Genomic DNA, 12,960 nt, shown 5'->3' with positions numbered 1-12,960 from the left:
TTCGTTTGAGCGACCGGGGCGCCGCTCAGCGCCCCTCCGCCTCGAAATTGAGCCGGCGGGTGATGTTCCCGTCGAGCACGGCGACGATGAAATAGGCGATCGCCCATTTGATCCGGGCGATCAGGTTGCTCGCCCGCCTATGGCTTTCGCGCGTGATCTCCACCGATCGCGCCAGCTCGCCCTCCACATAATCGCGCATCCGCCGGGCGAAGGCGGGATCCTCGACGCACAGCATCAGCTCGAGATTGAGATAGAGGCTGCGGACGTCGAAATTGGCCGAGCCGACATGCACCCTGTCGTCGATCACGAACAATTTGGTGTGCAGCTTGGTCGGCAGATATTCGAAGATGCGGACGCCGCGCTTCAGCAGCCGATGATAAGTGTGGCGTGCGGCCGCGATGGTGGCGCCATTGTCCGACTGCGCGGCGGTCAGCAGCCGCGCCTCCCCGTCCCGCCGCGCGATGCGCTCGATCCGCCTGAGCATCGCCGGATTGGGCGCGAAATAGGCGACGACCATGTCCAGCCGCATCGCCCGGGCGAGATCCTGCTTCACCGCGAGCGCCCAGGGACTGAGCCAGCGCGTCGGCCCGCCGAACAGCCAGCGCACCGCGCCTTCCCGCTCGCTATGCGCCTTGAGCACATAGCGCAGATCGCGCAGCCGCGCCCTCGGGCGATGGACCCAATCCGACAGCGCGTCGAAATAGGAGGCGAGCCGCGCCGCCGCCGGCCCCTCGACGATCAGGCCCAGATCGCGCCAGGCATGGTCCGAGACCAGGCCGAAATAATCCTTCTCGACATTGAACCCGCCGACGATCACGCGCCGCTCGTCCGCCAGCGCCAGCTTCTGATGGTTGCGCAACAGGTAGCGCCGGCCGAAGCGGGGCAGGAAGCGGCAGATATTGGCGCCGGCCTGCTCCAGCGGCCGGAAGAAGGCCTCGGTCGCATCGCTGCCGAAACCGTCCACGATCAGCGCGACGGAGACGCCCCGGCCCAGCGCATCGACCAGCGCCTGCAGCACCTGCCGCCCGACATCATCGTCGCGATAGATATAATAAAGGAGGCGCAGGCTGCTGCGCGCGCCGGCGATCAGATCGAGCAGCGCCGTCAGCCGCTCCGGCCCTTCCGCCAGCAGGGTGATGCTGTTCCCGGCGACGTCGAAGACGCCATCGGATACCGCTCCCTGCCTATCTCTCCGCCTTATCTTCGTGGCCATTGCACCGATCAACGCGCGAGCAGCAAAGAGGGCTCCGCAGTCCACCCCCTTGCGCTTTCCATTGACATTAGGCCCCCCCGCCGTTATCCGCCAGCACTTTCCCGAGCCTTATGTGCTAGCCAAGCGGAGCGTTTCACATGGCGCGCGTTACCGTCGAGGATTGCGTCGACAAGATTTCCAACCGATTCGACCTGGTGCTGTTCGCCGCGCAGCGCGCGCGGCAGATTTCCGGCGGCGCCGAGCTGACGCTCGATCGCGACCGCGACAAGAATCCGGTCGTGGCCCTGCGCGAGATCGCGGAGGAGACGATCACGCCGGACGATCTGCACGAGGCGCTCGTCGGCAGCATGCAGCGCGTGCAGATCGACGATGAGGATGTGCCGGACGAGATCGGTTCGCTCTCGGCCTCGGCCGAGGCGCTGCGGCTCACCGCCGCCGCCCCGCCGCGCAACCAGAATATCGGCCCCGATTACGAATAAGCCGGATCCCGGACGCGCGGATGCGATAAATCGCTGAAATCCGCGCGTTCGGAGGTTGCATCTTGGCATATTGCCGCCACATGGTGGCGGGGTGCTGAGACAATATGAACTTGTTGACAGGGTCCTGAGCTACGACCCCGACGCCGACGAGGCGCTGCTCAATCGCGCCTATGTCTTCTCGATGCAGGCGCATGGCTCCCAGAAGCGCGCCTCGGGCGATCCCTATTTCAGCCATCCGATCGAGGTGGCCGGCATCCTGACCGATCTGCGTCTCGACGACGAGACGATCGTCACCGCCATATTGCACGACACGATCGAGGATACGGTCGCCACGCCCGAGCAGATCGAGAAGAGCTTCGGGTCATCCGTGGCGCGGCTCGTCGACGGCGTCACCAAGCTTTCCAAGATCGAGGCGCAGACCGAGAATGAGCGCGCCGCCGAGAATCTCCGCAAATTCCTGCTGGCGATGTCGGACGACATCCGCGTGCTGCTGGTGAAGCTGGCCGACCGGCTGCACAATATGCGCACGCTCCATCATATCCCGAGCGAGGCCAAGCGCCGCCGCATCGCCAAGGAGACGATGGACATATATGCCCCGCTCGCCGAGCGGATCGGCATGTACGAGTTCATGAAGGAGATGCAGACGCTCGCCTTCCAGCAGCTCGAACCCGAAGCCTATGCCTCGATCACCAAGCGGCTGGAGCAGCTTCAGCAGGGCGGCGGCGACCAGATCGCCCGGATCGGATCGGGCTTCCGCCTGCTGCTGGGCCAGAAGGGCATCCAGGCCGAGGTGGAGGGGCGCGAGAAGCATCCCTATTCGATCTGGCGCAAGATGGCCGAACGGCACATCAGTTTCGAGCAGCTTTCCGACATCATGGCCTTCCGCCTGATCGTGAACAGCGTCGAGGAATGCTATCGCGCGCTGGGCATCATCCATCAGCGCTGGCCGATGGTGCCGGGCCGGTTCAAGGATTATATTTCGACGCCCAAACGCAACGGCTATCGCTCGCTGCACACGGCGGTGATCCATAGCGAGCGGATGCGCATCGAGATCCAGATCCGCACCAAGGAGATGCACGCCCAGGCCGAATATGGCGTGGCCGCGCACTGGGCCTATAAGCAGGGCATATCCTATCAGCCCGAGGGGCGGACGAGCTGGATCAAGGATCTGGTCGAGATTCTCGATCATGCGGAGAGCCCCGAGGAGCTGCTCGAGCATACCCGCATGGCGATGTACCAGGATCGCATCTTCGCCTTCACGCCGAAGGGCGAGCTGATTCAGCTTCCCAAGGGCGCGACGCCGGTGGACTTCGCCTATGCGCTCCATACCGATCTTGGCGACCAGACGGTGGGCGCCAAGATCAACGGCCGCGTCGTGCCGCTCCGGACGCCGATCGAAAATGGCGATCAGGTGCTGATCCTGCGTTCGAAGGCGCAGCAGCCGCAGCCCGGCTGGATGAACTTCGTCGCCACCGGCAAGGCACGTTCGGCCATACGCCGCTTCATCCGCCAGAAGGAACAGGGCGAGACGATCGCGCTCGGCCGCAAATTCTATGACGAGATTATCGGCCGCCTGCCCGCGCAGCTCGGACCCGACGCGATCGATCATGCGCTGAAGCGGCTCAACATGCCCAATCAGGACCGGCTGATGGAAGCGATCGCGCGGCGCCAGATCACCGATGCCGCCGTGATGGACGCGCTGATGCCCGGATCGGGCATCCATGCGGTGCCGGGCGGGGTCGCCAAGCCCGTGCCGGTGCAGCGCGAGGCGATATCGATGAAGGGGCTGACGCCGGGCGTGGCCTTCACGTTGGCGGCCTGCTGCAACCCGCTGCCGGGCGACCGCATCGTCGGCCTGCGCCGGCCGGGCGAGGCGGTGGAAGTGCATGTGATCGACTGTCCGGAACTGTCCGAGGCGGCGGATGCGGACTGGGTGGACCTCGCCTGGGGCGATGGCAGCGACGGCGGCACCGCGCGGCTTTCCGTGATCGTCAAGAACGAGGCAGGCTCGCTTGGCGTGATGGCGGGCATATTGGGCGCGCACGGGGCGAATATCGTCAACCTCGCGCTGTTCCACCGCGATTCGAGCTTCCACACCTTCCATCTTTCGATCGAGGTGCGCGACCTGCAGCATCTGATGCGCATCCTCGCGGCGTTGCGCGCCGCCGACGCCATCGCCCAGGCGGAACGGCTCTAGGCCAGGTTCCGCCTGTCTTGCATCCCCGCGCTCGGGCCGAGCGCGACCAGATGATCTCATGCATCCGCCAAGTCATCGAAAGTAAGGAACCGAAGCAGCGACGCCACAGCTCCTCCGCATTGGAGACTGTTGACGACAGGCAAAGCTTTTCGCGCCAGACCTAACCGGCTAGATGAACGGAACGCATACGAAATGGCATGAGAATCATCCGGCACAGAAGCATCTTGTCCCTCAATTTCCTGCTGCTGTTTCTGGCATTTACAGGATCGGCCGGGGCCGTCGTGCTGAAGCCGCATTTCTGCCATGCCGTGACATCTTCGAATCACTTGCCGGGCCCGAACGGCTATCGCTGCGATGGCACACCCCGTGGATATGAAAAACAATGGCTCTGGCTCAGGCATGAGCTGACGCCCGACGAACGCGCCCGGACGGACTGGTCGCTGACCATACGCCAGACGCGCTTCCGGCAGCTCAGCGTCATCTTCCACTATGTCGACGGGCGAACCAACATCCACACCGTTCGCGCGGGCGATTTCGGGGATCATTGGGCGCTGAATGCGCATCTGGCCTTTCCCGCACCGTCCAGGGATGTGGAGCTGGACTCGGTGACGATCGGCTTCCAGGATCTGGCGGCCTATGATCTGCTGCGCGTCCGCCTGCTGCCCGAGCCCATCCGCGCGCGCGAGGCAGGGATCGTGGCGCTGCTCGCCGGCTGCGCGCTCAGCCTGCTTTTCGCCAGCCTGATCTACAATCTCTTCCTATTCGGCGTGGCCAAGCAGCGGTCCGCGCTCTGGCACAGCCTGTGGGTCGCCTGCATGATCGGCTGGGGCGCCTTCTGGTCCCAACTGGCGCTGGCCGTGGTGCCTGCGGCGGCAGGCATTGCGAGCGTGCGCATCTGCGCCATGCTCGCCGCCTTTGCCGAGGCTGCCGCGACGATGCTGCTGCTATCCTCGATCGAGCCCGGCATGCTGCCTCGCTGGGGCCGCATATCGCTCCGCGCGCTGGCCGCGGCGGTCGTTGCGGCCGCGGCGCTGGCCATCATGCCGCCGGCGGGAACGCCGAGCCTGCTCGCGAACATTCTGACCATCGTCGTCCTCGCGTTGGTCATCGGCGTGATCATGGCAACCGGCGTCGCGTGGCGCAGGGGCAGCCGGTTCGCGCGGGACTTCGCGCTCGCCTGGTCATTGCCGATCGCCGCAGTGCTCTACTCCATAATCTCCGACATCGTCGTGACGGATACGCGCATCTTCAGCGGCGAGCTGCTGGTGCTGCTCGTCGGCGCGTTTCAGACGGTGTGGCTGTCGGTGCGCGCGACCTTCACGCTCGCCGCGATGCGCGTCGAGCGGGACCGGGAACGTTCGCAACGCGCGCGGTTCGAGCAGCTTGCCGAAACCGACGACCTGACCGGCGTCTACAACCGTCGCGGCTTCCTCGTCCGCGCACGGCAGGAGCTGGCGCGCACCGACGGCAAGCAACGGACGGTCGGCCTCATCCTTGCCGATGTCGATCATTTCAAGCGGATCAACGACACGCATGGCCATGATGTGGGCGATCTCGTGCTGCGGCGCATCGCCGATGCATTGCGCGCGCTGAGCGGGGATGTGGTGGTCGGCCGGCTCGGCGGAGAGGAATTCGGGCTGGTCGTCGCGGGCGGACTCGCGCTCGACATTTTCGTCGAACAGGTACGCGAGACGATCAGCGCGATCGACATGACGGACATAGCGGCGACGCTGCCGGGCGTGACCGCGAGCTTCGGCTATGTGCGGGCGAGCGATCATCCCGATGCCAGCTTCGAGCCATTGCTCCGCGCCGCCGATCAGGCGCTCTACCGGGCCAAGGCGCTCGGCCGGAACCGGGGGGTGGAGGGCCATCCGGCGGACGTGCAGCGCGGCGAGGAGGAGCCACGCATAGGTCATGACCGCCGGACCCACCGATCCTCGCCCCTCTCCTTCCGTCAATAATCCTTCTTGTAGCGCAGGCTGACGTTCGAGCCGCCGAAGGAGCCCGCCTGGGACAGCAGGCTGAGCGCCCTGGACAGCGAGATTTCGAGTTGCGTCGCAGTGAAGCCGCGCGCGTCGGTGATGATCTCCACATAGATGCGGTTGGAAATATATTGGCCCGCCGCAAGCGCGGTGCCGCGGCCGGCAGCCCTGTCCGCACCGAGCACGCGGAGTCTATCTATCCCTGTGGCGGAGCGCAGCTTGCCCAGCGGATTGAGGCCGCCGCCCGATCCGCGCAGCGAATTGAGCGCGGCAGCGAGCTGGATCGCCTGGGTGGGCGAAAGCGTGGTGACCGACGTTCCGAACAGCAGACGGGCGAGCACCTCATCCTGCGGCAAGGCGGGCGTGGAGGTGAAGCTGATCTGCGGATTAGTCGCGCGGCCGCCGATATTGATCGTGGCGGTCACGCCTTCCACGCTGGTGCTGGCGGCGATCGAGAGCGCCGGATCGGTGACCGGCCCGCCCTGAAAGGTGACGGTGCCATTGTCGAGATCGAAGCGCCGGCCGGCGAAACTGTAAGTGCCGCGCACCACCTCCATCTCGCCGATGATGCGCGGATCGCTTGCCGTGCCCGTGACGCGCAGATCGGTGCGCCATTCGGCTTCCAGCCCCATGCCGCTGACGAAGATCTGATTGTTCGCATGCACGCGCAGATCGAGCTTCCAGATGCTGGGCGCGGCGGAAGGCGGCTCGGGCGGGACGGCGGGCGCGCCCTTGCGGCGGACGCCGGTCAGTTCCGTCACCTCGGCGGCGCCCTGGCGGATGATGCGGTAGCGCGCCTCGGGAATGTTGAGATCGCCCCGGATCAGCGCGCCTTCGGCCTGGTTGTTGGTGATGGCGAGCGTGCCAGAAACCGTCGCGCCCAGCGCGTCGCTCCGCGCGAGTTGCGCGCCATCGAGCTGCGCCGTTAGGTCGATCGGGAAACCGCTCGCCGCATCGAGGCCGATCGTGCCGCGCGCCGTGACCGATCCGCGGCCCGCGCGCGCGGTGAGGCTCGTCAGATCGAGCCGCGACTGGGTGAAGCGGCCCGCGACCGCCATGTTGCTGAGGACGGTGCCATAGGCTTCATTCTCATAGCGCAGAGCATTGGCGCGGATCAGGCCGTTGAGCGTCGGCCGATCGAGCCGCCCGCCGAAATCGGCCGCGACCGCCACCGGGCCGGAAACGCTCTGCCCGGCAATGCCGGTGAGCGCCCACAGCATCTCGGCGGGGCCATTATAGCGGATGCCGCCGGATAGCGGGGCGGCGAACAATCGCTCACCGAGCCCCGCGCCTTTCCCAAGCGGCGCGAGGCGCGCCTGCAAGCGGCCGACTATCGCCGCGCCGCGCCGGATAAGCGCGCGCATGTCGCCACCCGCATCGGACAGCGTGCCGAGCAGAGCCACGTCCAGCGGATCGGAAATGGTGAGCGCGCTCGTGCGGGTAAAGCGGGCGATGTCGAGCCGGGCGCGCGCGACGGGCACGGTTTTGCCGGAGGGAAGCGCATAATCGATCGTGCCCGATGCCTTGCCGCCGAGGCCGAGGCCAGGCGCGAAAGCCTGCGCCAGCGCGAGATCGACATTACGGAGCCGGGCATGGAGCGTGGTGGCCGCACCATAATCGCCGGAAAGATCGACCTCGCCCTGCGGCAGCAGGATGGTGGCGGGCTGGAGCTGCCAGCCGCCGCCGATCTTCACGATCTCAGCCGGCCGGGCGAGGCGGAAGGCGATATCGTTCGCGGTGCCGCGGATATTGGCGCGGATCGCCGTCGGGGAGAGCGCCGCCTGGAGGGCGATGTCGAAAGGAAGACCGCTATTGCCCGAGGCGATGAGAGCCGCATTTCCCTGGCCGGCCCGATAGCGGACGCGACCCTGGAGGCGGCTGAGCAGATATTCGCCCTGCTGGATGTTGGCGAGGCTGACGGCGCCGACAATTTCCGGCGCGTCCGGATAGAGGATCGCCGTCGCCCGGATCGTGCCGCTGCCGATCGTAATCGGCACATCGCCGGGAATACGCGCAGAGGCGGCGCGCAGATCGAAATCAGCGCGCTGATGAGCGCCGGCGGCGGCAAGACGCATCGTGCCGGCAAGCCCCGAGCCACTAAGCCTGAGCGTGCCGTCGAAAGGGCCGGCGGCGGTCTGGACGATGCGGCCGCCGAAATCGATGCCGGCGAAGCGCGCGGTGCGGATATCGAGCGCGAGCGGGCCCGCATCGGAACGGATCAGCAGATCGGCGAGGAAAGGCCCATAGGTTGATCCGCCACGAGCACGCACTTCATAGCCCTGTGCGGTCCCGACCAGCTCCGCCTCCACGTCGCGGAGCTGCACGCCGACATAGGGGCGCGGCGCGCGCAGGCGGACGAGCGGCTGATCCGCCGTGCCGGAGATCGCGACGGCGAGCGCGCCATATTGGGTGGAGCTGCCGACTGCGCGGAAGGCAATCCGCCCGTCCGGCCGATAGCTGCCTTCCCCGCCCGTGATGCGGAAGCGGGGCGAGGCCATGCGCAGATTACGGATGGTGGCTACACCCTCCTGGGTGAAGCCGACGTCGGCAGTGATGACGGCATTGCCGCCGAGCTGATCGCGCAGGGAGGCATTGTCCAGCCGCCGGGTGGTGACGCGTACCCGGCCCCGGATGCCGAAGCCGCCGCCGGGCGCCGTCACCAGCTCCGCATCGGTGACGAGCGCGATGCGGCCGATGCCATCGACCTGATAGTCATTCACCCGGCCCTTGAGCGCACCGGTATAGGTGCCGCCCGCAATATCGGCGAAGAGGATGGCGGTGGCGTCGATCCGATCCGAGCGCAGGCGCAGATTGTCCGACAAGAGCTTGCCGTCGCCATAAGCGAGATCACCATTGATCGAGATGTTGGTGAGCAGGCCGCCCGCCGCCGCGTTGAGCCCGGCGACGCGCCGCGCAGTCGCCGAGACGGGGATGAGAATGCGATCGGCATCGACCCGCGCCCGCCCCCGCGCATCGAGCCCCTCGACGAGCGTCTCGCCGAAGCCGAGCGCGGCCGCCCTCAGCCGATATTCCACGATCGGCGTGGCAAAGGGACCGTCGAGCAGGGCCTGGAAGGCGACATCGCGGCCGCGCACATTATCCGCGATCGCGCCGGGCGTGAGCAGCCGACCATTCAAGCGGAAATTGCCGAAGCGGCTTTGGCCGAGATCGATCAGCCCCGCCGCATCCAGCGCCAGCGCGCCGGAACGGGCGACGAGCCGCGTATCGGCACGGCGCTCGTCCAGCCGCGCCAGAAGATCGAGATCGACGCGCGGTTCGGTGAGCCGCGCGGCCGGTCCGCCCAGCGCCAGTCCGGGTCGCAGCGCGCCCTTCACGCGGAAATCGCCGTCACGGCCGAGGATCGCGAGATTGGCGAGTGGGGCGCCGGCCAGCCGGCCCACCGCCCTGCCCCGCCAGTTCGCCCAGTCGCCCCGGCCGTTGACGGCGAAAGTCAGAGGCTTGCCGAGCTTCGCAAAACTGTCGACCAGCCCGCCGGCCGGCGCAGCGAGATTCGCATCGATCAGCAGGCGATTGGCATCGGGCGCCGCATCGAGCCGCAGTGCCAGCCGGTCGCCGCCGGCCACGCCGGATGCTGCGAGCGCCATGGCATCGGCGCTGATCCGCGCGCGCCGATCGGCGAGGTCCGCCATGCCGGCGAAACGGACGATGTGGAGCCGACCCGTGACCGCCGGCTCCACGACCAGCCGATCGACCCGCAGCCGCCCCAACGCGAGATCGATGTCGGGCAGGATCGGCGCATCGGGTTCCGACGGAACAGGCTTCAGTTCAGGCAATCGGATCAGCCGGGCCTGGGTGGCGGAAAGCTCCCTGATATCGATCTTCGACCGGGCATAGGCGAAGGGACGCCAATCGAGCGTCAGCGCCGGCACGGTGAGAAAGGCGCCCTTTGGATCACGGATTTCCACGTCGCGCAGCAACATGCGGCCATAGAGCGACCCATCGATCCGCCCCGCCCGGATATTGAGGCCGGAGGCCGTTTCATAGGCGGCGAGCTGGCGGCGGACGAGATCGCGGCCCGGCCCGCTGTTGAGGCCGAGCAGCAGGAGCGCCACCAGCGCGATCAGGCCGCCGAACAGGATCGCGATCCATTTCAGGACCGTGCGGCCGCGATGGCGTGCCGGCGAAGGGGTTTCTTCCGCCATCAGAAGGCCTGTCCGATCGAGATATAGAGCGCGATCCTCGATTCGCCCGGCCTGCGGTTGATCGGGGTCGCGACATCGACGCGCATCGGCCCGAAATTGGTATAGTAACGCCCGCCTATGCCGGCGCCGTAGCGCATGCCCGAAAGGCTGGGCGTCGAGCCTTCGCCCAGCCGACCCGCATCGATGAAGGGCACGATGCCGAAATTGCCGAAGCGATAACGCGCCTCGAGCGCGAATTCGGTGAGCGAGCGGCCGCCGACCGGATCGTCATTCGCATCCTTGGGCCCGAGCTGCTGATAGCCGAAGCCGCGCACCGATCCGCCGCCGCCGACATAAAGACGGCGGGAAGGCGCGATGCTGTCGCGCGCCGCACCGACGATCGAGCCGACCCGCACTCGGCCGGCGAGCACGAGCGCATCGCTCACGGAATAATAGCCGCTGCCTTCGAGCAGCATACGCGCATAGGCGTCCGTTCCGCCGCGCAATGAGGCTTCGGGACTGAACCGGCCGGTGATGCGAAAGCCCTTTGTGGGATCGAGCAGGCTGTCCGACGCGTCATAGCCGAGCTGGAGCGGGATGGCCCCGATGAAATAGGTGTTGCGCCGCCTGTCGCTGCGCGCGACATCGAAGCGGCTTTCGTCGGTCGCGATCAACTCCGCGCCGAGCGAATAGGTCCATCTTTTCTGCCAGATCGGCGTGGAAGCGCGCGAGATGCTGCCCGACAGGGTGAAGGTCCGCGCGCTGAACGCCGCGAAATCCTGGAGCAGCGCAGAGGCGCCGGCCTGGACGGTGCGATCGCGCTTGCCGGCATTGGAGCGGCGGAAGGTGGCGCTGAGCCCCTGCTGCTGCGTGCCGGCGATCGCATCCACGCTGAGCGCGCCTTCGGGCGGGAAGAGATTGCGGTGCGTCCAGCTCCCCTGAACCTTGATGCCTTCGCCCGTGCCATAGCCGGCGCTGGCGGCAAGCGTTCGCCACGGCCCCTTGGTCTGGCGGACGAGCAGATCGACCGTCTCGGTGCCGTCCGGCTGGACTTGGCCGGTGCGGACGGGCTCGACCGAGACGGCGGAGAAGAGGCTGGTGCCGATCAGCGCCTGGCGCAGATCATCCACCTCGCGGCTGTCATAGATCTCGCCCCGATCGAAACGGGAGAGGATCTCGATATGATGCGGGTCGAAGACGGGATCACCCGCCGTGCGGAAACCGCCGAAGCGGGACAGCGGGCCGGATGTGACCGGCAGGCTATAATCGCCGCGCGTCGTGACGGGATCGAGCAATATGTCGCGCTGGCCGAGCTCGACGAAAGGATAGCCCTGCTCGGGCAGGCGGAGCGCGACACTGGCCTCCGCCGTCTCGATCGCGGCGGCGACGATCGGATCGCCCACCCTTAGCCCCAATGCCTCCTCAGCGAGCCGGGTTGGTTCCGGCGCGGCGCCGGTGACGGCGATGCTGCCCAGCGCATAGCGCGGGCCGGGGACGGCGGCGATGGTGACGGTGATGACGCCGCTCCTGTCCGCCTGGGGCGAGACGGCGGCGGTGACACTGCCGTCATAATAGCCTTCCGAACGGAGCAGCCGCTCAGCAAGCTTCACATCCTCCGCGGCACGGGCGGAAATCTGCGCGGCACTGGCGGCCTCCCGGCCATTGCCGAGCAGCGCGGAAAGATCACGGAACCGATCCTCCAGGCCGACCTCGTCGAGGCCGCTCAACGCCAGCCGGTAGCGCAGCCGTGCCTGTTCCTCACCAGTGGCGGCCTGGGCCGGGCTTTCCGCCGGCGGGGTCGTGTCGAATGTGGTGATGGGCGGCAGGGGAGCGGCAAGATCCACCTCCACCGCCGGATCGGGTGCCGGAACAGCGGGGGGCGGTGCGGCGGGCTCGGACGCGGCAGGTGGGGCGGCGGTCTCCTCCAGCGGCGGGAGTGCGGCATCGAAGGCCGGATCCTCGGGCGGCTCGGCGACGGTCTGACCCCGGGCCGCGCACAAGGGCGCGAGCGCCAGCAGCGTCGCCAAGCCGATCCGCACAGACCTGTCGTCCAACCCCGAAGCCTCCCTGCGCCGGGCGGCCTATTCCACCCCCGAAACAGCAGAAAGGATGTCTCGCCCGATGGTTCCTGTCGACGGCACGCGTAGCGGATCGGCGCTGCCCCAGGACCGGCGCCTAAAGCATTTTCCGAGCGGATGGAATCATGCTCGAAAAATGCTCCGGGCACCGGCGGGCAAGGATCGGATCAGTCGGCGAGCGCGATGGCGCCGCCATCGCCCGCAGCGCCCGCGAGGCGATCGAGGCCCCGGTTGGCCTTGTAGCCGTCCACCGCCATCAGTAGCCCGGCAACCTCGGCGGGCACGATGCCGGCGCGCAGATCGTGGCCGCCCTCCTCCTTGAACTTGAAGTTCCAGCTTTCGCTGCCGCCCTGCCGATAGCTGGCGGCGATGGCGCGCAACAACGGCTCGTCGACGGCGAAGCTGAGCCGCTTGGTGAGCACGCAATCGCCGTTTGTCTCGACATTGGGGCAGATATCGGCGCCATGCTCGGCCTTCAGCATCTCCGCGCGCTGGAGGCCGGCGGGGGTGGCATAGTTCACCGACCGATAGGCCCGCCGGGGACCGGCATAGCGGATGAACTGGTGAACCTCATAGCGTGTGGCACCCGTGCGGCGATCGACGATGGCGCGCAGATGATTGTCGTTCCACACGATCCTGAGCAGCGATCGGCCAGCGGTGAAGCCCGGCTCGGTCGAGATCAGCGTGTCGAATTCCAGCTCGTCCTCCTCGACCAGGGCGGAAGACTGGAAGGCAGCCGGCGTCATCGCCAGCAGGCGGCCCGGCTGTTTCACCTCCGCCGCCGCGGGCCCGGACAGGAGGGTACCGGACAGGGCGACCACCGCCACGGCACAGAGAATGGACCTCGGATGTCGCATGATTGTCTCCTC

Annotated in this window: 7 protein-coding genes; 3 read left to right on the top strand and 4 right to left on the bottom strand. The window is 67.3% G+C overall.

What is annotated here, in order from left to right; translation table 11 throughout:
• Nucleotides 1–25: 25 nt before the first annotated feature.
• Nucleotides 26–1,213: a phospholipase D-like domain-containing protein gene (locus CLG96_RS09945; RefSeq protein ID WP_107967739.1), complete on the bottom strand. Its 1,188-nt coding sequence runs from the start codon at nt 1,211–1,213 to the stop codon at nt 26–28.
• A gap of 137 nt (nt 1,214–1,350) precedes the next feature.
• Between CLG96_RS09945 and rpoZ the strand changes: the two genes are divergently transcribed.
• The 3 genes from rpoZ (at nt 1,351) to CLG96_RS09930 (ending at nt 5,850) form a co-directional block, all read left to right on the top strand.
• Nucleotides 1,351–1,692 (top strand): DNA-directed RNA polymerase subunit omega, encoded by a 342-nt coding sequence (gene rpoZ, locus CLG96_RS09940; protein WP_107967738.1) that lies wholly within the window; start codon nt 1,351–1,353, stop codon nt 1,690–1,692.
• A 91-nt stretch (nt 1,693–1,783) separates the two neighbouring features.
• The gene (locus CLG96_RS09935) at nt 1,784–3,889 is read left to right on the top strand and encodes a RelA/SpoT family protein (protein WP_107967737.1); all 2,106 of its coding nucleotides are present in this window, start codon (nt 1,784–1,786) and stop codon (nt 3,887–3,889) included.
• A 224-nt stretch (nt 3,890–4,113) separates the two neighbouring features.
• The gene (locus CLG96_RS09930) at nt 4,114–5,850 is read left to right on the top strand and encodes a sensor domain-containing diguanylate cyclase (protein WP_165799617.1); all 1,737 of its coding nucleotides are present in this window, start codon (nt 4,114–4,116) and stop codon (nt 5,848–5,850) included.
• Here the strand turns inward: CLG96_RS09930 and CLG96_RS09925 are convergent.
• The 3 genes from CLG96_RS09925 to CLG96_RS09915 all read right to left on the bottom strand — a co-directional run bounded on the left by CLG96_RS09925 (nt 5,844) and on the right by CLG96_RS09915 (nt 12,948).
• Entirely contained in the window at nt 5,844–10,034 is a 4,191-nt protein-coding gene (locus tag CLG96_RS09925) for a translocation/assembly module TamB domain-containing protein (RefSeq protein ID WP_107967735.1), read from the bottom strand. The two genes, CLG96_RS09930 and CLG96_RS09925, sit on opposite strands and share 7 nt — an antisense overlap.
• The gene (locus tag CLG96_RS09920) at nt 10,034–12,067 is read right to left on the bottom strand and encodes an autotransporter assembly complex protein TamA (RefSeq protein WP_107967734.1); all 2,034 of its coding nucleotides are present in this window, start codon (nt 12,065–12,067) and stop codon (nt 10,034–10,036) included. Before CLG96_RS09920 ends, CLG96_RS09925 begins: the two co-directional genes overlap by 1 nt.
• A 191-nt stretch (nt 12,068–12,258) precedes the next feature.
• Nucleotides 12,259–12,948, bottom strand: a complete 690-nt coding sequence (locus CLG96_RS09915; protein WP_133175389.1) for a hypothetical protein — start codon at nt 12,946–12,948, stop codon at nt 12,259–12,261.
• Nucleotides 12,949–12,960 lie beyond the last annotated feature (12 nt).

Origin of the sequence: Sphingomonas oleivorans (assembly GCF_003050615.1) — a bacterium.
In the GTDB taxonomy this organism is placed as follows: domain Bacteria; phylum Pseudomonadota; class Alphaproteobacteria; order Sphingomonadales; family Sphingomonadaceae; genus Sphingomonas_H; species Sphingomonas_H oleivorans.
The sequence above is the reverse complement of the archived record's forward strand: the minus strand, read 5'-3'. Positions and strand labels throughout refer to the sequence as shown.

Coding starts and splice junctions, on each gene's coding strand:
- CLG96_RS09925 (WP_107967735.1), bottom strand. CDS start 10,034: ATGGCGGAAGAAACCCCTTCGCCGGCACGCCATCGCGGCCGCACGGTC.
- CLG96_RS09945 (WP_107967739.1), bottom strand. CDS start 1,213: ATGGCCACGAAGATAAGGCGGAGAGATAGGCAGGGAGCGGTATCCGAT.
- rpoZ (WP_107967738.1), top strand. CDS start 1,351: ATGGCGCGCGTTACCGTCGAGGATTGCGTCGACAAGATTTCCAACCGA.
- CLG96_RS09915 (WP_133175389.1), bottom strand. CDS start 12,948: ATGCGACATCCGAGGTCCATTCTCTGTGCCGTGGCGGTGGTCGCCCTG.